Origin of the sequence: Nostoc sp. (assembly GCF_036919555.1) — a bacterium.
GTDB lineage: Bacteria > Cyanobacteriota > Cyanobacteriia > Cyanobacteriales > Nostocaceae > Nostoc.
Window position 1 is genome coordinate 116,895 of record NZ_JBALCS010000021.1, and the last position, 21,286, is coordinate 138,180.

Here is a 21,286-nt window from a genome sequence, read left to right on the forward strand (position 1 = left end):
TGCTGAGACATCTTAATCTGAAAATGACAGACTTAACTCCAAATAGCAACTTTTTAATAGCAGGAATTGTTTTTATAACGATTGCTGTCATTGGGAAATCTAAACTAGGTTTTATTGAAATTAATCCCGGTTTTTTTGGGAGATTTTTGGCTCTATTTATTGGGATTTCGAGCCTATTATATGCTTTGGGATTACTCAACTTTTCAGCAGGAACCTTTGACTTATTAAGAACTTCTCTGACAGAACAAATCAAACAGAGTCTAAGTTCAATTAATGAGCTTTTATAAGGGTCGTAATTTATTTTTGGGTGCATTTCAATACTTTTACTCAAACCTAACCACCCAGCCCCTTCCCTATTAGGGAATCTACGGTGTACACACAAGTCTTTGATGAGGCAATTTACGGTTAAGTCTCATTGCCCCTGAGAAACCTCACCCTGGTTTTGCATAGCAAAACCTGTCCCTCTCCTTAGTAAGGAGAAAGATTAAAGATTTGTATCGCCAGTTAGCTTGTAATGTTGAGTGGTTAGTCCTATATATTTAGTTAATTTTTTGCAGATTCTTAATTGTGAAGAAGATTTCATCATCAGCTATTCGACTATCATAATCAATATTAATTTGAGTTGGGTAGCCGATTATCGGATCATATTGTACAGTCAGATTTGCCGCTCTCCGAATCAGCGCATTTCTAATGATATTAAAGAGTTTAGGAATAGTATTGTATTTTTGAAAAATTGTGCATCTACTGGTTTACCAGTCTCTTTAGAAGTGATAGAAGTTGTGACACCGTTACGTACTTGAATAATCACTAGTTCTGTCGCTTTGGGTAAACAATTACAATTTCTAGTGAATTCATAGCTATAGTTAGGGATTTTTTACTGTCTCCATAATCGGTAATTAATCTTAAATTGTTTAAAGGTGAAACTAGTAAATGCTGGTGTTTGCGCTACCTGTATAGGAGGTTGAGGCATAACAGGTGCATTCAAACCCAAAGATGCCACTAAAATGGCACTAATTGCGATTGGCAAGCGCATATAAATCCATCCTTAACTCCAATTGCTCAGTTTAACGTGCTTCAATCTGATTGCTAAAACAGTGAAATTATTTGTGACACTCACTTTTGTGGTAGTACAGATTTTCCATTCGTTTCGTTACTAGCCCTATTGATGAAGAGGAGAAATGAATGTGATCTTGTGTCCATAATCTGTATATGTAAATCTATCTTATTAGTGAAGGACAATTTATCATTAAAATCTTTTCGTGTCTCCGTGTCTGTGCGTCAGCCTAAATAATAAGTTTTTAAGCGGATATAATATCACTCCTCAGTTATCAACTTTCTTTCTTCAGGGAGTAAGGTAGTTTCATCTTCAGGGCGTTCGTCAAAGACGTTGGCGCAGCCATCGCCATCTACAGATTTGGTTTTAGTTTCATACGGTTTGATAATTAGACTGACACCAATTGTCCAACCTAATGCAACCATCCAACCCGCGAGAATGTCACTAGGAAAATGAACCCCCAGATAGAGACGACACCACGCAATAGCGATTACATATAAGCTGCCGAATATGAGAAGCAACCAGCGCCAGGAGCTATCCCAAGTTAAGAATAGCAAAATTGCTACCAGTGTTACACTCGTCATGGCATGAGCGCTGGGAAATGCAAAACTAGACTCAGGCGCAATGGACTGCCACAATTGTGGACGCACTCGATGCATTAATTCCTTTGCTGTGCGGTTGATAATTACACTTCCCACTGAGGCGGTGAGTAAATAAGCTAGCGATCGCCAGCGTTTTTGAAGTAGTAATATGAGTGCGATCGCACCCAAAATCGGTATCGCTGTCCAAGGCAACCCAATTCTCGCTAGCGTCACTGCTAAAATATCTAACTGTGGGTTGACTGTAGAATGAACTGCTAACAGAATAGGCACATCCCACGGTAAGCCAGCTTGATTCTGCCATATCTTTACTGTCAGGATTTCAAAGACCTGCAAAGGTAAATATACTCCGATCAAGAGGAATAATAGCGATCGCCAACGTGCAATCAACAGGTTTTTCAGAAAAGAAAGAGGCGACTGACTCTCTTTATTGGCTTTTTTCACTTTTTCCACATCTTAAGTTAAAAATATTGATAAACGACTTCACTGATTACAAATTACTGGAATCTTGAGAAGTTCCACAATGTTTACAGTACGACAAATGTTTATAAGTAAGATTATGACAGTTTTGGCATTCAATGTACTGATAATAACCGCAATGCGGACAGTAAGTATCAAGAGGTCGAATTTTCTTGGCACAATTGACACAGCATGATTTTTGAACTCTGCTAGCTGCCTGGACTTTAGCATTAAAGACAAATTTTTGAAAAAACTGGATAATTCCAAAACCAATAATTGGAATCAGTAAGATATAAACATAATTGATCAGGAAAAGCAAACCACCAAAAAGGATGCTAATGATCTTAAAAATAAATTCAAATATTGCACCTATTTGAAGAAATTCAAATATTTTAACGATTAGTGGAATAAAAAAGATAACTAGCAAATGCCAGCTAATTAGCGAGATGAGTCCATATCTTCTTCCTTGGGCAAATTTATGAACTGATAAGGCTATGAGAATCAGTGGTAGAAGAAAGAGTGACTGAAAAGCAAGCTGGATACTTGGATACCAAAATGATGCCTTTTGATAGCCTTTGTCAACTTGACGGAATTGATTGTTATCTTTAAGAAAGGCTGTAAAACTAATGCTTTCCGGTTTGGCAAGCAGTTCATTTTTAAGAGTAGAATTTTCTTGTTTAAGTGTAGAAATTTGGCGATTATTTTGTTCTAATGTCTGTTTAGCTTTTTCAGCACTGACTTGATTAATTGATTGTTCACGACCCTGACCAGCAATTCTTTCTAAAAGCGTTGAGTCATATTGGGCTTGAATAGTACGATTGTCTTGTTCAAACGTACTAATTTTAGTTTGTTTCTGAGCAATAGTTTTGACGATTTGCTGCTTTTCAGGATTGTTAATCTTATCTTTGTAATCGGCATATTGCAAGCAAGTTTTAGAAACCTTACCCAGATGTCCCACTTCGATTTGTTGATAATTTTGCTGAAAACTGAGTTGATACTTCGGGTTATCTGGGAATGAAAGTCTAACAATTTCATAATCTTTATCTTTAGTGGTTTTTGTCTGGTAATCTTGCCACTCTGAATAACATGGATAAGCCTTATTCGGGCTAATATACCATCTGCTTATATCATCCAGTCCCGCAAAAACATTAATTAAGATAAAAATATCAATTAAAATAATGACAATCAAACTCACTTTATTCAGTGGTTTGTTATTGATTGTCCTTGATTTACTAAAAAATTGATTCAAAAGACGGCGAATTCTGGCAAACATATTGTCTTTTAAATAAATGGAAATTCAATCCGAATTAATTTTAGATGATTAGTAGTGAGTAACTGCACAAAAATACATCTACTTATCTAAAGATTTGTTAACTGCTGACTTTTGAGAAACAAAATCCCCGACTTCTCAGAGAAATCGGGGATTTTGTTTTTCAATTCTCACAAATCAGGCTGCGGTAAAAAATAGCATGATTTTGGTAACGGCTGTGCGCCCCAACTGAAACCTATTTAGCAGCGAAGTAGGCTTCTAGTGCCTCAGAACCACCAATTAATTTACCATCGATAAACACTTGGGGAACTGTTGTCGCACCTGTAACTGCTTTTAACGACCGTGTGGTGATATCCTTACCCAAGGTAATTTCTTCGTAGTTGATGCCATGTTCCTTGAGCATCGCCTTCGCACGCGCACAGAAGGGACAACCGACTTTCGCAAACAGGGAAACTACTTCGGGCTTCACTGCTTGGGGGTTGATGTATCTGAGCATTGTTTCGGCATCGGACACCTTAAAGGGATCTCCTGGCTCGTCTGGTTCAATAAACATCTCGTTAATTACACCATCTTTCACCAGCATAGAATAGCGCCACGATCGCTTCCCAAACCCCAAGTCTGATTTATCTACCAGCATACCCATGCCTTTAGTAAATTCACCATTACCATCGGGAATTAGTCTGATATTTTCTGCCTCTTGATCCTTTGCCCATTCGTTCATCACAAAGGCATCATTCACAGAAATACAGATAATGTCATCGACACCATTTTCTTTGAAAACCTTAGCCAATTCGTTATAACCAGGGAGATGAGTTGATGAACAAGTTGGAGTATAAGCACCCGGTAAAGAGAAGACAACCACTGTCTTGTTGGCAAATAAATCATCGGTTGTCACATCCACCCAGTCGTTGTTATTGCGAGTATGGAAAGTGACATTGGGTACTCTTTGTCCTCGGCGATTGGGGAACATAATTTTGCTTGCCTTTAGTAATCAATTCCAGTCATAACCTATCATGGGAGAAGTGGTTAAAACCGTACTTCGCGCCGCTACGCGCTTTCGTCTTTGGTACGCGAAACTACTATTAAATATTAGACCTCTTGCAAAAGTCCCTAACACCCCACCCCCAACCCCTCCCCGCTCTTCGGGAGGGGAGACAAAGCGTAGCTTTGGCGGGGTGGGGTTCTTATTTTTGATTTATGCAAGAGGTCTATTCTTCCTGATTAAAACTCTATCGCTTTATGGGTAGGGCATTCACCAATTCTAAATTCTCAATTCTGACTCCTGGTTTATTACTGAGTTTAAGACAATCTCCGTTCCCGATGTCCGATCTAGATGGGGAAGTTTGGACAATTGTCAAACAATTTTGGATTTGCGATCGCGCAGCGTCTCGTAGAGAAGCCGGTAGCCTGCGGCAAGCGGCTCCGTGTCTTCGTTAAAAAATTGACTTTGACAAAGAGTTAAGCCTTAACCCAACGGTATTGGGCTTTAGCTGCTGTTTTTTGTTTACGTTGCAAAAGTTTACATTTAAGATGGAAAGCGGCAAAATTCAGTTAAGTATTTATTCTTATTTATCCGGAAAAATTGACATTCGATCAGTATATATTCCTGTGAAAAGCAAAAATTTAATCTTCTAGAGTTCAATAAAAGTTACAAAAGTACGAATTTCTTAATATAATTTAACTGAAACGAGAAAGCAAATTGATTGTCACAAGTGATGAATGTTATTGAATTTCCCTGGCTAACAACCATAATCCTCTTACCCTTGGTGGCTGCCTTAATCATCCCCCTAATCCCAGACAAAGAAGGTACAACTGTCCGGTGGTATGCTTTGGGAGTTGCGATCGCCGACTTTGCACTGATGATTTATGCCTTTTGGTATAAGTACGACTTTCAGAGTTCAACACTCCAACTTGTAGAAAACTATCCTTGGGTACCGGAGTTAGGTTTGCATTGGGCGGTGGGGGTTGATGGTTTATCGATGCCCTTACTGCTTCTGACAGGCTTAATAAATACCCTCGCAATATTCGCGGCTTGGAAAGTTACCACCAAGCCGCGATTATTTTATGGTTTGATGTTAGCGATGTACAGCGCCCAGCTTGGCGTATTTGTCGCCCAGGATTTGCTGCTGTTCTTCCTGATGTGGGAAATCGAGTTAGTGCCAGTTTACCTGCTGATTTCCATCTGGGGAGGACAAAACCGCCGTTATGCCGCTACCAAGTTCATTATTTACACTGCCGCCGCATCAATATTTATCTTGATTGCCGGTTTTGCACTTGTCTTCTCTGGAGATACCGTCACCTTCGATATGGCGACTCTGGGAATGAAAGAATACCCCAAAACCTTGGAATTGTTGGTTTATGCAGGTTTCTTGATAGCCTTCGGGGTGAAGTTACCGATTTTCCCTTTACACACTTGGCTACCTGATGCTCACGGTGAAGCATCAGCACCCGGTTCGATGATTTTGGCTGGTGTGTTGTTAAAAATGGGTGGTTATGCCCTCATCCGCTTCAATGTGGAAATGTTGCCCAATGCCCATGTGACTTTTGCGCCAGTATTAGCGATTTTGGGTGTAGTGAACATTGTCTACGGTGCTTGCTGTGCCTTTGCCCAAACCAATCTCAAACGCCGCTTGGCTTACTCTTCAATTGCCCACATGGGGTTTGTGCTGATTGGGATTGCCTCCTACACAGAACTGGGTATTAGCGGTGCAATGCTACAGATGGTTTCCCACGGTTTAATTGCTGCTAGCTTGTTCTTCCTCTCTGGCGTGACTTACGATCGCACTCACACCTTGATGATGGATAAAATGGGCGGTATGGCCAAGGTAATGCCTAAAACCTTTGCTCTATTTACCATTGGTTCAATGGCTTCTCTCGCCTTACCCGGAATGAGTGGTTTTGTGGGTGAGTTGATGGTGTTTCTGGGTATCGCCACCAGTGATGTTTACAGTTCCAGCTTCAAAATTGTAGTTGTGCTGCTATCAGCCGTTGGCGTGATTTTGACACCGATTTATTTACTGTCGATGCTGCGTCAAGTGTTCTACGGTGAACAAAGTGTTCGCGTAGCGTCTCGTAGAGAAGAGTTGCACTTGGATGCTGTAATATCTGATGTCAAACCCCGCGAAATATTTATTACCGCTTGTTTGCTGCTGCCAATTATCGGAATTGGTTTCTATCCCAAATTAGCAACGCAGACTTATGATGTGAAGGCAGTGGAATTAGCCGCCCATGCTCGCCAAGTTCTACCAATTGTTGCCCATCAGCAACCATCAAGTCTGTACTCGCGGATTTTCTCTGCACCAACATTGGCTAATTCTCAAGTTGGAAGTTCGATTAATATTTCTGAGTAAATTAACTTCCCATTAACGGGGCTGCAAGTAAATTCTAATTATTAGGGGAATAAAGGGGTGGTTAGGAAACCACCCCTAAACTTTTGCCAAGATATATCCTGAAGACAGGTGAAGTTCCAAAAATAAATTATGAATACCAACTTACCTATAGCTACAGAAATTATACCAATGGTCTTGCAATTGCAACCTGCGATGTCTACGACGGGCTACGCCTACGCACTAACCGAAGACCAGTTTTATGAATTTTGTCAGCTAAACCGCGACTTTCGTATCGAACGCAATGCTGTGGGAGAATTAGTCATTATGCCCCCTACTGGTTCCGAAACTGATGAACGCAATTTTAACTTAGTTGGGCAGTTGTGGGTGTGGACAAACCAAGATGATACAGGTGTAGGGTTTGGTTCCAGTGGTGGGTTTACTTTGCCTAATGGTGCGGTGCGATCTCCTGATGCAGCTTGGATAAAACGCGAGCGCTGGGAAGCCATACCAGTGGAACTGCGAAAAAAATTTGCACCGATTTGTCCTGAGTTTGTGATTGAATTGCGTTCTGAGAGCGTAGTTTACCGCCGTAGGCATCGCTGCAAGTTTTGCAAGACAAGATGCAAGAGTATATAGATAATGGCACACAACTTGGTTGGTTAATTGATAGAAAACAACGCCAAGTTTTTATTTATCGTCCTAATACTACGATTGAGGTATTAGATAACCCTAAGACACTGAGCGGTGAAACGTTGCTACCTGGTTTTGTTTTGGATTTAAGTCAGGTTTGGTAGCTCACATTTTGCACCAGACAATTAAAAATAATGCCAGAGATATTCCAATCCACAGACACAATTAAATATATGAATACAACACCCTCTAAAAGTGAAAGAGATGAAATACTCAAGTGGTTAAATCGGAATCGCCAAATGTTATTAGATTTATATAAAAATCAATATATCGCTTACAATGCAAATGGAATAATTGCTCACAGCGAAAACTTACGCGAAGTTTTAGGATTAGGTAATGCTGCAAAACAGCATTTTTTAATTTACCTAGTTCCTCGTCAGACTGCTTCTATAGAAATAAATTTTACGAATTCGCTTCTGCCCAATACTGCGGTTGAGGAATTGAATAACCCTAAGACACTGTGCGGTGAACCTTTACTACCTAGATTGGTTTTAGATTTAAGTCAGGTTTGGTAAAATTAAATCAAAATCTTAAAGTTGATGTTAATAAACAGGTTTAGAGCTTGGAGCTATGGATGCAGGAGAATTACTCAGACGCTACGCCATAGGTGAAAGAAATTTTTCTGGTGTCAATTTTAGTCGTCTACACTTGGAAGAAGTTGATCTGTGTGGGGTGAACTTAAATGGTGCTGAGTTGACTGGTACTCATCTTAATGATGTGAATCTAAGTTACGCAAATTTGAGTAATGCTAGTCTACAAAGGGTTACGCTGCTTGGAGCAAATTTTGAAGGTGCTAATTTAAGTAATGCTCGTCTTGACGGAGCTGAAGCAGAGTACGCTAACTTATCTGGCAGTTTTCAAGGAGTGGACTTTAGCTATGCAGATTTGAGTAACATTTATATGGATCATGGCTGGATAGAAGAAGCAAATCTTAGTTATGCCAACTTAAGCAATATCACGATATACCAAAGTACATTAGACAAAGTTAACCTGCGAGGCGCAAATCTAAGCAATGCTTTCTTTAGTGATGGAACAAGACTACGGAAAGCAAATTTGATTGGTGCTAACCTTACAGGTATGGGTATAGGTGAACTTCTTACAGACTGTATCTATGATACTGAGACAATAATTGACGAAAAAACAAGATATCTTTCTATACCTGGAATAGGTATTTTCGATATTTTTGAACAAGCTATTTTTATTGGTTCTGGAGAAAATTTAAATTCTGCTAGCTTAGAAAATACCGACCTTAGTGATTTGGATTTAAGCGAGGCTGATTTAAGCTATGCAAATTTGAAAGGTACGAATCTAAGCAATAGCTCTCTTTTTCAAGCAAATTTAGAAGGTGCGGATTTAGAAGGAGCAAATTTGACAGGTGCTGACTTGGAAGGTGCAAATATTAAACAATGCTTATCTTTATAACGCTATATTTGACAGTACCGTTATGCCAGATGGAAGCATAAGGGATGATGATTGATCGCAAACAGGCTCAAGAATCTTACTTATTTTAAATTAGTATTGACTAGACTCATCAAAAATCGGGACTGAGATTTATTTCTCAGTCCCGATAAAAAAGCGGGTTAACCGCTATTTATATGGTTAACCCGTGCAGCTTTGGGAACGCGCAGAGAAATTGTTATTGTAATACCAACTTCACATTGGCGTTTTGCAGACCGCGTTGTTTTACTTCAGCCAAAGTTTTGTTAACAGCATACTTTTGGTTGATGGAATTAATCAACTCGGTTTGGTTGTGCTTCTTAGCAACGCCCCACAAGTCAGCGATTAGGTCAAAAGAACCATCGCTGTTGCGAGACCAGCCGAGGTCATATTCGCCATCCAACATAGCAACGATGTCAGAACGGACACGCTGACCGTTATAACCACGGACATCAGCTTCAGTCTTTACGCTGATACCTAAGTCGCGCAAGGAAGCCTTGAGGATTTCGGCATCGGTGATCTTGGTACGCAGGGTGCTAAAGTGAGACATTTGGGTTTCCTCCAATGAGAAGATTGAGAAAAACGACAACGGTTTGTTTTCGGCGAAGCCGCGCTTAACAGGATGCGGCTTTTCTTATAACTGCTAGCATTTTCAGCTAGCCTTTCCCCCTGGGATGGCAGAGGAAAGCTTTTAAAACTCCATTCGCTGATATTCAGCTACGGAGGATGCTGCGGGGCGTGCGCGCTGTCTGGCCCAATCTCTCAGAGCCGTTACTTGTTCTTGCATCGTTCGAGACAGCGGCAATGTTGCCTTCAGTGCAGCAATAATATCTAGTTGGGTGAACTCCCGATCTTGGGCAAAAGCTTCATACATTGCCGCAACGATCGCTTGCTCAACTTCTGCCCCAGAAAAGCCATCAGACATCTTAGCTAGTTGCTCAAGATCAAATCGAGAGATGTCTTCACGGCGTTTCGTCAGGTGAATATTGAAAATCTGCTGCCGTTCTTCGGGTGTTGGCAGATCCACAAAGAAAATTTCATCAAAGCGTCCTTTCCTCAAAAACTCGCCAGGTAAGCGTTCTACTCTGTTGGCAGTTGCCATCACAAACACTGGTGACTTCTTATCTTGCATCCATGTGAGGAAAGAGCCGAAGATTCTACTTGAAGTCCCCCCATCAGAATCGGAGGAACCTCCACTACCAGCAAAGGATTTATCCAATTCATCGATAAACAAAATCGCTGGGGAAATAGATTCTGCTGTTTTCAGGGCGTTTCGCAGATTTGCCTCACTTCGTCCCACCATTGAGCCGTCGTAGACTCGCCCCATATCCAACCGCAACAGTGGTAAACCCCACAGCCGGGAAGTAGTTTTGGCAATTAACGATTTACCGCAACCGGGAACTCCGAGAATTAACATCCCCTTTGGTTGAGGCAAACCATACTCTCTCGCTCTTTCTGTAAAGGCGTTAGAGCGTTGCTTGAGCCATCTTTTTAACTCTTCTAAGCCACCTACAGCATCAATGGTTTCATCTTCTTCAATGTATTCTAAGATTCCATTGCGCCGAATTAGTTGCTTTTTCTCAGATAAAACGATATCTACTTCATCTTCTGTCAAACGCCCTGTAGTTACCTGTGCCTTTCGGTAGACTTTCTCAGCTTCATCTTTAGTTAGACCCAAAGCGGCTCTGAGAAGTTTTTCTCTGGCTTCTGTTGTCACCCGGCGACCACGATTTTGCTCTATATGGAGAGTTAATACCTTATTCAACTCAGCCATATCTGGCAATGTAAAATCGAGAACGACAACTTCCTTTTCCAGTTCTATAGGTACTTGCTGCATCGGCGACATCAAAATGATGTTCTTTTGGGTACCTTTGAAGCTAGCGATCGCATCACGCAACGATCTGTTGGTTGCAGGCGCATCTATAAATGGATGTAAATCTTTAAGAATAAATATACTTGGTTCTTTCTGCCGGATGATCCACTCAATCGCCGCCTCTGGAGACACCGTATTATGTTGGGTGACATTCCGGGGTTGACCATACTCCACAATCCCGTGTGTTACTGTCCAAATAAATACTCGGCGCTGGGGCTTTAACAACTGGGCGATCGTAGAAATTGCTTGCTCGGCCCGCTCTTCCTCGGAGGTAACAAGGTAGATTAAAGGGTATTGAGCTTGAATTAGGATATTGAGCTCTTCTTTCATACTTCGACCTACTTGAGACCTTATAGAGACAGTAGAGACATTGCTTCTGGTAAAGACAACCGAATCATGAATAATTCCTATCTATTTAGTTAGCAAGGAACTAATTCTTCCTCACCCTTAGGATTGGCTTCATCTTCATCCATCTCATCTATGGAAAGATGTTGTTGACCAACTACTCCTGGTTGATTGCCCAAAGCAACCAGTTCCCCATCACGTAAGACTAGTGAGCTATCACAAGTTGGACATGAATAAACTCTATGAGTCCGCCCATAAGAAGAATCTTCTACCTCGTCAACCAATTCTGCATTAGACAGGTAAAACACGATGGCACGTTCGGCAAGCTCTGACATTGGTTCGGAATCGACTGCTGAACGAATCTTCAGTTTTCTGTGCAACTCTGGCGATAAATACAAAGTGACCTTTTGCTTAGTTTGCGTTTGCATATAACTCTTTAACGGTCTTACCCGGGTATGTATATCAAGTTATCGGTTCTTTTGTTGGTTGTCAAGACAGCAAAACGTTTTAACGCCATTTTTGTTACATTTGTTTACATCTGGGGCTGAAATGCTGTTTATTGAGTGATAAATCGCTGACTACGAACCTCTCAGAATTAATCAGGACTTACGCACTCAAAACCTGAAACTTTGATGAGAATTAGCGATCGCCAATTAACGATGAAGCAATGATTGCCTGACTTGGCTTATTTTTTAATTATTTGGAGCGTAAGCGGATTAAAGTTAAACACCTTTCCGGTTGTAAAGAATTGATATCCAGAGGAGATGCCAGCGAATGACACTAGCATAGGAAAAAGGGAAACTGAGCCGATTACAACACCACTGGCAATAAACAGAGCAATTCCGATCCCAATCAACACCCATCCCAGTTTCCGATGATCTCGCCCACCCCAATTCAGAGCTACTACACCTCCCATACACAGCAAAATTCCAGGTGTGCTACGTAAATAAACACTTATATAAATGCTTGTACTTAAAAATGCAATCCCTGCTAGGATTAGCCCTAAGCCAATAAGCTTAATGGCAAGGACTACTTGATCTTCCTGTTCTTTAGCGATCGCAGGTGCTGTAATTTTTGTTGGCGCGGAGTTTGGTGTAGGATTTTTTGTGGCAGATGCAGAGTGCTGCTGCACCCTAAACATGAAAGTTATTTACTGTACATGAGTTGTGTGATAAAGCACTTACTCTCAGCTTCCTCTACTGTTAACTCAAAAGAGAATGGTAAATATGCTGAAAAGAATATTGAATTTTTAATCAGCGCTTTTTTGGTGGAATTTCCCGATTTGGGAATAACTCGTAAATTGAGGAAGGTATTGATCTGAGTTTCTGGTATTTCCATAAAATCAGTAACTTTGGGAAAATGTGTAATGTAAATGGCTACTGCTAATAAAATCTGTAGTTTGGGGCGAAGAATTTATCGGTTTGCCGCCAGCGTTAGCGGAGTCATTGCCCTGTTTATAATTCTGTGGGGTTGTACTGCAAATGATTTTAACGCCGGAGCGATCGCCTGGAAAACTTATAGCAACTCCCGTTATGGCTTTGAATTTCTATATCCGAGTAACTGGACTTCTTTAGCAGCCCCAGCAAATGATGATGGAATCGCGTTTATTTCACGACAGGATAACTCTGTGGAAATTCGGGGGTGGGCAAGTCAGCAGTTACCAAATTCGATTGTTACAAACCAAGGATCTGTGAAAAAGATAAAACCCAACTTTCAAACCGCCCAAGGAGTATCCGGAGTACTGGTTGTAGAAGTTGATCAACGAGTAGGTTCGATGACACTGACACTAACTCAGAGTCAAGTGAAATACTCTTGGCAGGGACGAAGCAAAAGCCAAAATTTTTCAGATTACTATCGTTTGTTTTATTACATTGCCCAGCAGTATCGGATTTCCAAGTCTTGAGTGAGAAGTTAAGAGTTAGGAGTTTAGAAGAATTCCCCTCAACTCCCCCCAAAATCTACATCTCCCCCAGAATGATGGTTGAGAGGGGACAGAAACCTGCTAGATTTAGCTATCAGCAAGTAAAAACTGGTGAAGATGAAAGTCCTGGTTATTGGTGGTGATGGATATTGCGGTTGGGCAACTGCTCTTTACCTTTCCAATCGAGGTTATGAAGTTGGAATTTTAGATAGTTTGGTGCGGCGGCATTGGGATAATGAACTTGGTGTTGAAACTCTCACTCCGATCGCACTAATTCAGCAACGCCTCCAGCGCTGGCAAGATTTGACTGGTAAATCTATCGATTTGTTCATCGGCGATATTACTAATTACGAATTTCTCCATAAAACATTACATCAATTTCAGCCAAACGCCCTAGTGCATTTTGGTGAACAGCGTTCGGCTCCATTTTCGATGATTGACCGCGAACACGCAGTTCTTACCCAGGTCAATAATGTAGTTGGTACGTTGAACTTACTGTACGCCATGCGGGAAGATTTCCCCGACTGTCATTTGGTGAAGTTGGGAACGATGGGTGAATACGGTACACCCAACATCGACATCGAAGAAGGGTACATTACCATTGAACACAATGGACGCAAGGATACCCTACCTTATCCCAAGCAGCCCGGCTCAATGTACCATTTAAGCAAAGTCCATGATAGTCATAACATCCACTTTGCTTGCCGGATTTGGGGATTGCGGGCAACGGATTTAAATCAGGGTGTAGTTTATGGCGTCTTAACCGAAGAAACGGGGATGGACGAACTATTGATTAATCGGCTGGATTATGATGGCGTGTTTGGTACAGCACTAAACCGCTTTTGTATTCAAGCAGCGATCGCACACCCCCTAACCGTCTATGGTAAAGGTGGGCAAACTCGCGGATTTTTAGATATTCGGGATACAGTCCGATGTGTGGAATTAGCGATCGCTAACCCTGCCGAGGCTGGTGAATTCCGTGTATTTAACCAATTTACTGAACAATTCAGCGTCGGCGAATTGGCATTGATGGTCAAAAAAGCTGGTAACGCTATGGGATTGAATGTAGACATCAATCACCTAGATAATCCGAGAGTCGAGAAAGAAGAACATTACTTCAACGCTAAAAACACTAAATTGCTCGATTTAGGGTTACAGCCTCACTTGCTCTCTGATTCTCTACTCGATTCTCTGTTAAACTTTGCCATCAAGTATCAGAAACGAGTTGATCACAAGCAAATTCTGCCCAAAGTTTCTTGGCACAGAAATTAGGGTAAACTCTGCGTGCGGCTGATAACAGAACCTTATTTAACTCAAGTCAGTAATTGGCCAAAAAATGGTCGTCATATATCAGCACAATATGACGACCATTCAATTGTTGTTTATCAGCCGTATCGTCCAGCTATTGGTGACTTCGCCGCCACCTACGGTTATTTTAGTGATGAGTTCAGTTTTGACCGCATGAGTTGAAGCAAACCTAACTTCCTCTGGATGATGTATTGTTCTGGATGGGGTATACAAAATGGTCAAGAGGTGGTATAAGCTATTTGGATTAAGCGTTCGGCTTTTGATGAAATTTTAGCGGCGGCTGTTCATTAAAGAGGGAAAGGCGTGGTTGTGTCAATCTGTATTTAATAGCAAAATGCACTCTTAAGCTGGGATTATTTGCCTGTACTGAATAGTTTTTTATGAGAATTGCTCTATTTACCGAAACCTTTTTGCCCAAGGTTGACGGCATCGTAACGCGCCTGCGCCATACTGTTGATCATTTACAGCGTAGTGGTAATGAAGTGCTGGTGATTGCCCCTGATGGAGGCATCACTGAACACAAAGGCGCTAAAGTTTACGGCATTACTGGCTTTCCTCTGCCATTGTATCCAGAATTGCAAATGGCATTACCCCGCCCAGCCATTGGGTACGCCTTAGAAGAGTTTAAGCCAGATGTGATTCATGTCGTGAATCCAGCCGTTTTGGGTTTAGCAGGCATATTTTATAGCAAAATCCTCAAAATCCCCTTAGTGGCGTCTTATCATACCCATTTACCCCAATATCTCCAGCATTACGGCTTGGCGATGCTGGAAGGGCTTCTTTGGGAATTGCTGAAAGGCGCTCATAATCAAGCCGCTTTGAATCTATGTACCTCAACAGTAATGATTGAGGAACTGACAGCACATGGTATTGAACGTGTAGATTTATGGCAGCGCGGGGTGGATACGGAATTATTTCACCCTGATTTAGCTAGTGTAGAGATGCGATCGCGCTTATCACAAAATCATCCAGAAAGTCCATTGCTACTTTACGTTGGGCGACTTTCCGCCGAAAAAGAAATTGAGCGCATCAAACCAATTTTAGAGGCAATTCCCCAAGCGCGGTTGGCATTGGTTGGGGATGGTCCCCACCGTCAAGCATTGCAAAAACACTTTGCTGGAACAAACACTTATTTTGTTGGGTATCTCATGGGGCAAGAATTAGGTTCTGCCTTTGCAAGTGCTGATGCCTTTATTTTTCCTTCCCGTACAGAAACATTAGGCTTAGTACTACTAGAAGCGATGGCTGCTGGCTGTCCAGTAGTAGCAGCCCGTTCGGGGGGAATTCCCGATATTGTGACAGATGGGGTAAATGGATATCTTTTTGAGCCAACAGCAGATGTTCAAGGAGCATTAGCTGCTACTATTCGCCTCTTAGAACAAAAACAACAGCGAGATATCATCCGTCAAAATGCTCGCCGGGAAGCAGAAAGTTGGGGTTGGGCAGCTGCCACTAGGCAACTACAAGATTACTATCAAAAGGTGATATTTTCTGAACAGTTGACAAAATAGGGGAGCAGGGAGAAAAATTAATAACTCATGCCCAATGCCCAATGCCCAATGCCCAATGCCCCATGCCCAAAATCTAAAATCTAAAATCTAAAATCTAAAATCTAAAATCTAAAATCTAAAATTCCCATGACACTCCCCAACCCTGGCAGCGTCTTGGCTACATTAACTGAACTGAACCAAGTTAATCGTACTCACGCCCTATTGAGTCGTGTAAAAGACTTATCTGTTAATGAATTTGTTTGTTTACTCGACTTCATAACTGCTGAGTTCCAGCAATTTATTAGAGCCATTGAATTGATAAATAATGAAGCTCTAGAAACTATGTTGGAGAAGGTGTTAGAAGCTATCACACTTAAAATTGGTCAAATCCTGCAAGCAGAACATACGGCGATTTTTTTAGTTGACTATGACAAAGGTCAACTGTGGTCAAAAGTTCTCCAAGATAATACCCAAAAATTCTTAGAAATTCGTACTCCCATTACAGTGGGTATTCCCGGTCATGTTGCCAGTACAGGCCAATATCTAAATATATCTGAAACTTATACTCACCCCCTATTTAGCCCAGAACTTGAAAAACAAATGGGCTACAAAATCCATAATCTTTTATGTATGCCTGTTATCAGTAGCAAAAACCAGACTGTAGCGGTAGTTCAACTAGCTAATAAAACCGGGAATGTTGCATTTAATTCTGATGATGAAGAACGTTTTCGAGACTTCGCCGCTTCTATTGGTATTATTCTGGAAAGCTGCCAATCTTTTTATGTAGCGGCTCGCAATCAACGAGGTGCAATGGCTTTGTTGCGGGCAACTCAGACACTGGGGCAAAGCCTGGATTTAGAAGCAACTTTGCAGATAGTCATGGAACAAGCTCGAATTTTAATGCAAGCAGACCGTAGCACACTGTTTTTATATCGTAAAGAGATGAGCGAACTCTGGACGAAAGTTGCAGCAGCAGCAGATGGCACAAACTTGATAGAAATCCACATTCCTGCTAACCGTGGCATTGCTGGCTATGTGGCCTCCACTGGTAAAGCCCTAAATATCTCCGATGCCTACAAAGACCCCCGTTTTGACCCGACTACAGATAGAAAAACCGGATATGTAACTCGCAATATCCTGTGTTTGCCAGTATTTAATTCTGCAAATGAATTGATTGGCGTAACCCAATTAATTAATAAGCAACAAAACAGCTTTACTGCTTCTGATGAAGAGTTTATGCGGGCTTTTAATATTCAGGCGGGAATTGCTTTAGAAAATGATCGCTTGTTTGAAAATGTGCTGTTAGAAAAACAGTATCAAAAAGACATTTTGCAAAGTCTGTCAGATGCGGTAATTTCTACAGATATGGCAGGACGGATTGTGACGATTAATGATGCAGCACTGGAGTTACTGGGTTGTCCGATAGGAGACGCTAATACTAAGAACAACAAGCTTCTGTGGGAACAAAATTTGATTGGTCGCCTAGTTTGGGAAGTTGTGCCGATTGAAAATCTCCAAATGCGACTAGAAGATAGTTTAAAAACTGGAGCTAAACATTATGTGCCAGAGCAAAGTTTGATGGTGGGACTATACCAAGTTATGAGTGAGGAGCGATGCCCTGAGCCTGCCGAAGGGTTGGGAGTTAAAAGTGAGACTCAATATTCAGGGCTTAGGACTCAGCATTCAATTTTAGCAGTGCGCGATCGCACTAACCCCGATGTTTTCATTCCCTGGAATCTACCCCTCACTCCCCAATCTGAGTTTCTCACTACTAATCTGGTGGAAAAATTAGAACGCAGTATTAATCTCACTGTTAATCCTCTAACTAACCCAGAAGGCAGTGTCCGGGGTGGTTTGGTGGTGTTGGAAGACATCAGTCAGGAAAAACGGATGAAAACTACCATGTCCCGCTACCTAACGCCCCATGTAGCCGAACAAGTTATGGCTCTGGGAGAAGATGCTTTAATGGTAGGCGAACGCAAGGAAGTAACCATCTTGTTTTCTGATATCCGGGGCTACACAACACTTACGGAAAATCTCGGTGCAGCTGAAGTGGTATCGCTGCTTAATCAATATTTTGAAACGATGGTGGAAGCGGTTTTTAACTACGAAGGCACTCTCGATAAATTTATTGGTGATGCTTTAATGGCGGTATTTGGTGCGCCGCTACCACTGACAGAAAATCATGCTTGGAGGGCTGTGCAGTCAGCGTTAGATATGAGACGCCGCCTAGAGGAATTTAACCAACGGCGAATTATCCAGGCACAGCCACAAATTCGTATTGGCATTGGGATTAGTTCTGGGGATGTGGTTTCAGGTAATATTGGTTCCCGGAAGCGGATGGATTACACCGTAATTGGAGATAGTGTAAATTTGAGTTCGCGTTTGGAAGCAGTAACTAAAGATTATGGTTGTGATATACTTTTGAGTGAATTAACTTACGAACTTTGCAGCGATCGCATTTGGGTACGCCAGTTAGATAAAATTCGCGTTAAAGGTAAACACCAGGCGGTGAATATCTACGAGTTAATTGGCGATCGCACTACTCCTTTAGATGCCAATACTCAAGAGTTTTTGTATGACTATCATACTGGACGCTCGGCTTATTTATCGCGCAACTTCTCACAAGCGATCGCCTGTTTTGAAGCCGCCAAATGTATTCAACCCCAAGACCAAGCTGTTGATATCCACCTAGAACGGGCGCGTAATTATCAACAAACACCGCCCCCAGAGTCTTGGGATGGTGTCTGGACAATGCTTACTAAGTAGTTATTGGGTATTTGGTTATTGATATTTGGTATTTGGTTATCGGAAATCGAAGGGTTTAAGACCTGTACAATTACACGTAGCTCGGAGGCGGAGTGTGTCCGACTCCGCTCAATTTCAGTTGGGGTTTAAATAAGAATCTGAAATTGTCTAAAATATTTGAATTTTGAATGCGTGAATTTTGAATTGTTAATGGTATTTGGTTCTTCTCCTTGTCTCCCTCATCCCCGCCTCTCTCATTCAACCTTGAGCCTCCCCCTGATTATCCTGAAACGGGTCTTCGCCAATTCTTAGCTCTTTTTTTGAGCGTTTCAACTGTTTCCATAGATCCTTTATTTGTTCGTAAGCTGCACCTGGAGGCAATTTTCCACCTGTTTCTAAGCTGCAAATATAGCTTACGCGTTGGGCAAATTCCTGTAGATTCGCATTAAAAACCAAGTTTTCTGGCTTTACCTGACCGTAGTAGCGACCACGAGGGTAGAGAAAATCATCCTTGTTCATCATTTTGTTCTCCAATTTATTCAACTTCCCTTCTGTTTGAATCTCTAAAACTGAATCAATTACTAGCTACCCTAATCTTTATTTTGTCAGACTGGGGGAAATCAAATCATCCAACTCCTTTTCCAACCGATGGTGCGGGAATTGGTTAATTCAGATTTTGAGATTAGAAGATCAAGGTTGAAATACTTTTGTTGTAAATATTACAAAAAAAGTTCCTCCAAAAGTAACTAGAGGGAATATTTAATTTTTTTCCCGGTTGTCAATTTATCTCATCATAGTTTATGAAGTTCAAATTGTAATTAACTTCAATCGAAACCCTGAGTTACAAACTATACAAAATATAGCCGGATGTCCTATTAGAATTTTCTAGCAAAAATAATTACAAATTCGATAAGTGAAAGTACTTAGATAAAGATACCATGTACCAAAGCCAATTGTCCTCTGTTCAAAGTTAGAGATTCAGTTCTGAATCTTTGGCAACTGGAGCAAAACAGTTCCGAGTTCCCAGTTGTGAGTAAAGAAGTGAGATTCAGCACGGGCTAAACCCTAGCTATCCGCTAACAGCACTACTACTTCCTCATCCTCCCCTGCCCCTTTGCCCAATTATCGGCAGCCCCGTGTCCTCTTAAATAATCACCAATGGCTAATAGTTAATAACTAAAGATAAAATGGTGAAGCCTCAAAGGACAACTTTTGTCCATCGCCTAAAACTTTACCTGCCACCATGTCTGTTAATTCCAAGTTATACGAAGGCAAAGCTAAAATTCTTTATACAACGGACGATCCGGAAGTCTTGTTGGCAGATTTTAAGGACGACGCCACGGCGTTTAACGCCCAAAAACGTGGCAGTATTCAAGGGAAAGGAAAAATTAATTGTAGCATTTCCAGCCAGCTTTTTAAACAGTTGGAGGCAAATGGTATAAAAACTCACTTTCTCGACAGCCCTGCCCCGAATCAGATGCGGGTGAGAGCAGTAAAGATTTTACCCTTAGAAGTAGTGATCAGAAATATTGCTGCTGGCAGTCTGTGTCAACAAACAGGGTTGGCAGTGGGTACAATTCTGAAACAGCCTTTGGTTGAGTTTTATTACAAAAACGATCAGTTAGGAGATCCTTTGTTGACAAGCGATCGCCTATACCTGCTAGAACTAGCCACTGCGGAACAAGTAGACGCAATTACACATCTAGCATTGCAAATCAACGAATTTCTCCGTAACTTTTGGCAACGGTGCGGCATTACCCTAGTAGACTTCAAACTAGAGTTTGGTTTGGACTCACAACAGCAGTTGCTATTAGCAGACGAAATTAGCCCCGACACCTGCCGTTTGTGGGATATCGCAGAAGAGGACTCAAACCGCCGGGTAATGGACAAAGACCGCTTTCGCCGGGACTTAGGAAATGTAGAGGATGCCTATCAGGAAGTTTTACAAAGAGTGCTAAAAGCAGTAGAGAGTAATAACTAAATGGGCAAAAATCAATTAAACTCGTGTGGATTGTCCTTTGTAAATAATGCCCAATGCCCAATGCCCAATGCCCAATGACTAATGTATTAATGACTAATGACTAATTTGTGATGGTGTGTGTGTGGTCGTGAATAGGAATCATAAGTAAAATGCGTTTATCTCCCGTATTGCTGGCAGCAGTAGCAATTGCAGTCCCTTTGGGCGGCTCAATGAGTGCAAATGCAGAAGCCGCCAAAGGTTCAAAACAGACAACAGAAGTTTTGACACTAGAAACAAATCAGCAGCCAGAAAAGGACACTGGTCAGCGTTACACTAGTGAGAGTCTAAAATCTCGACCTAATCCCACAGGGATTACAGAGGCAGAACATCTCCAATCTGGTCTTGTCCCAGTTTACACTGCCAAACCAGCAGCGATCGCGACATCAGAGGTAATAGTACCAACCTTCACAACGCCAAGAACTGCACAAACCCCTCAAATAAATCCCAACTCTACTCAACAGCCATCAACCGCTCCAGTCATTCCACCCCCAGCGAGTCAAGAACAAACACCTTCTCCAACTCCTGAGACAACTCCAGTCCCAGAAAATGTTAATCCACCGACAACGGAACCTTTATTACCCACAACTCCAGAACCATCAACCGCTCCAGTCATTCCACCCCCAGCGAGTCAAGAACAAACACCTTCTTCAACTCCTGAGACAACTCCAGTCCCAGAAAATGTTAATCCACCGACAACGGAACCTTTATTACCCACAACTCCAGAACCATCAACCGCTCCAGTC

19 protein-coding genes and 4 pseudogenes are annotated in these 21,286 nt (G+C 41.7%); 13 read left to right on the forward strand and 10 right to left on the reverse strand.

Annotated features, from left to right (window positions below; all coding sequences use genetic code 11):
- Window positions 1-23 precede the first annotated feature (23 nt).
- Entirely contained in the window at window positions 24-287 is a 264-nt protein-coding gene (locus V7K36_RS07555; RefSeq protein WP_335114525.1) for a hypothetical protein, read from the forward strand.
- Window positions 288-539: 252 nt separating this feature from the next.
- On the opposite strand, the pseudogene V7K36_RS34050 reads toward V7K36_RS07555, so the two are convergent.
- The 5 genes and pseudogenes from V7K36_RS34050 to V7K36_RS07585 form a co-directional block, all read right to left on the reverse strand.
- Window positions 540-871: pseudogene (locus V7K36_RS34050) on the reverse strand (DUF6174 domain-containing protein).
- Between the two features lie 3 nt (window positions 872-874).
- Window positions 875-1,033: a hypothetical protein gene (locus V7K36_RS07570; RefSeq protein WP_335114527.1), complete on the reverse strand. Its 159-nt coding sequence runs from the start codon at window positions 1,031-1,033 to the stop codon at window positions 875-877.
- Between the two features lie 281 nt (window positions 1,034-1,314).
- The gene (locus V7K36_RS07575; protein ID WP_335114529.1) at window positions 1,315-2,097 is read right to left on the reverse strand and encodes a phosphatase PAP2 family protein; all 783 of its coding nucleotides are present in this window, start codon (window positions 2,095-2,097) and stop codon (window positions 1,315-1,317) included.
- A gap of 46 nt (window positions 2,098-2,143) precedes the next feature.
- Window positions 2,144-3,385, reverse strand: coding sequence for a hypothetical protein (locus V7K36_RS07580; RefSeq protein WP_335114531.1), 1,242 nt, complete (start codon window positions 3,383-3,385; stop codon window positions 2,144-2,146).
- 232 nt (window positions 3,386-3,617) lie between these two features.
- Window positions 3,618-4,352, reverse strand: coding sequence for a glutathione peroxidase (locus V7K36_RS07585; protein ID WP_335114533.1), 735 nt, complete (start codon window positions 4,350-4,352; stop codon window positions 3,618-3,620).
- A 269-nt stretch (window positions 4,353-4,621) separates the two neighbouring features.
- Here V7K36_RS07585 and V7K36_RS07590 point away from each other — a divergent pair, with 269 nt between their 5' ends.
- The 5 genes and pseudogenes from V7K36_RS07590 (at window position 4,622) to V7K36_RS07610 (ending at window position 8,823) form a co-directional block, all read left to right on the forward strand.
- Window positions 4,622-4,819 carry a hypothetical protein gene (locus tag V7K36_RS07590; protein WP_335114535.1) on the forward strand — a complete coding sequence of 66 codons (198 nt, stop codon included), beginning with the start codon at window positions 4,622-4,624 and terminating at the stop codon, window positions 4,817-4,819.
- A gap of 278 nt (window positions 4,820-5,097) precedes the next feature.
- Entirely contained in the window at window positions 5,098-6,732 is a 1,635-nt protein-coding gene (locus V7K36_RS07595) for an NAD(P)H-quinone oxidoreductase subunit 4 (protein WP_335114537.1), read from the forward strand.
- 129 nt (window positions 6,733-6,861) lie between these two features.
- Window positions 6,862-7,505: pseudogene (locus V7K36_RS07600) on the forward strand (Uma2 family endonuclease).
- A gap of 69 nt (window positions 7,506-7,574) precedes the next feature.
- The gene (locus V7K36_RS07605) at window positions 7,575-7,916 is read left to right on the forward strand and encodes a DUF5678 domain-containing protein (protein WP_335114539.1); all 342 of its coding nucleotides are present in this window, start codon (window positions 7,575-7,577) and stop codon (window positions 7,914-7,916) included.
- 55 nt (window positions 7,917-7,971) lie between these two features.
- On the forward strand, window positions 7,972-8,823 hold the full coding sequence (locus V7K36_RS07610) for a pentapeptide repeat-containing protein (RefSeq protein ID WP_335114541.1): 852 nt from the start codon (window positions 7,972-7,974) through the stop codon (window positions 8,821-8,823).
- A 214-nt stretch (window positions 8,824-9,037) separates the two neighbouring features.
- Here V7K36_RS07610 and V7K36_RS07615 read toward each other — a convergent pair whose 3' ends face one another.
- The 4 genes from V7K36_RS07615 to V7K36_RS07630 form a co-directional block, all read right to left on the reverse strand.
- Window positions 9,038-9,388, reverse strand: a complete 351-nt coding sequence (locus tag V7K36_RS07615; RefSeq protein ID WP_012407317.1) for a DUF1257 domain-containing protein — start codon at window positions 9,386-9,388, stop codon at window positions 9,038-9,040.
- A 141-nt stretch (window positions 9,389-9,529) separates the two neighbouring features.
- A complete protein-coding gene (gene ycf46 / locus V7K36_RS07620) occupies window positions 9,530-11,041 on the reverse strand; it encodes a stress-responsive protein Ycf46 (RefSeq protein ID WP_334833681.1) in 1,512 nt (503 codons plus the stop codon).
- 89 nt (window positions 11,042-11,130) lie between these two features.
- Window positions 11,131-11,484, reverse strand: a complete 354-nt coding sequence (locus V7K36_RS07625) for a hypothetical protein (RefSeq protein ID WP_335114543.1) — start codon at window positions 11,482-11,484, stop codon at window positions 11,131-11,133.
- 257 nt (window positions 11,485-11,741) lie between these two features.
- Complete coding sequence (locus V7K36_RS07630; protein ID WP_335114545.1) at window positions 11,742-12,197, reverse strand: hypothetical protein; 456 nt, start codon at window positions 12,195-12,197, stop codon at window positions 11,742-11,744.
- Between the two features lie 231 nt (window positions 12,198-12,428).
- On the opposite strand from V7K36_RS07630, the gene V7K36_RS07635 reads away from it, so the two are divergent.
- The 5 genes and pseudogenes from V7K36_RS07635 to V7K36_RS07655 all read left to right on the forward strand — a co-directional run bounded on the left by V7K36_RS07635 (window position 12,429) and on the right by V7K36_RS07655 (window position 18,544).
- The gene (locus V7K36_RS07635; RefSeq protein ID WP_335114547.1) at window positions 12,429-12,959 is read left to right on the forward strand and encodes a hypothetical protein; all 531 of its coding nucleotides are present in this window, start codon (window positions 12,429-12,431) and stop codon (window positions 12,957-12,959) included.
- A gap of 135 nt (window positions 12,960-13,094) precedes the next feature.
- Window positions 13,095-14,249, forward strand: coding sequence for an NAD-dependent epimerase/dehydratase family protein (locus V7K36_RS07640; protein ID WP_335114568.1), 1,155 nt, complete (start codon window positions 13,095-13,097; stop codon window positions 14,247-14,249).
- Window positions 14,250-14,261: 12 nt separating this feature from the next.
- Window positions 14,262-14,519: pseudogene (locus V7K36_RS07645) on the forward strand (DUF4291 family protein).
- A 146-nt stretch (window positions 14,520-14,665) separates the two neighbouring features.
- Entirely contained in the window at window positions 14,666-15,796 is a 1,131-nt protein-coding gene (locus V7K36_RS07650) for a glycosyltransferase family 4 protein (protein ID WP_335114549.1), read from the forward strand.
- A 126-nt stretch (window positions 15,797-15,922) separates the two neighbouring features.
- Window positions 15,923-18,544, forward strand: coding sequence for a GAF domain-containing protein (locus V7K36_RS07655; RefSeq protein WP_335114551.1), 2,622 nt, complete (start codon window positions 15,923-15,925; stop codon window positions 18,542-18,544).
- A 237-nt stretch (window positions 18,545-18,781) separates the two neighbouring features.
- On the opposite strand, the gene V7K36_RS07660 is transcribed toward V7K36_RS07655, so the two are convergent.
- The gene (locus V7K36_RS07660; RefSeq protein ID WP_335114570.1) at window positions 18,782-19,042 is read right to left on the reverse strand and encodes a DUF7219 family protein; all 261 of its coding nucleotides are present in this window, start codon (window positions 19,040-19,042) and stop codon (window positions 18,782-18,784) included.
- A 724-nt stretch (window positions 19,043-19,766) separates the two neighbouring features.
- On the opposite strand from V7K36_RS07660, the gene purC reads away from it, so the two are divergent.
- Both purC and V7K36_RS07670 read left to right on the forward strand, forming a co-directional pair.
- Window positions 19,767-20,504, forward strand: coding sequence for a phosphoribosylaminoimidazolesuccinocarboxamide synthase (gene purC / locus V7K36_RS07665; RefSeq protein ID WP_335114553.1), 738 nt, complete (start codon window positions 19,767-19,769; stop codon window positions 20,502-20,504).
- Between the two features lie 149 nt (window positions 20,505-20,653).
- Window positions 20,654-21,286: pseudogene (locus V7K36_RS07670) on the forward strand (BamA/TamA family outer membrane protein); the annotation flags it as partial.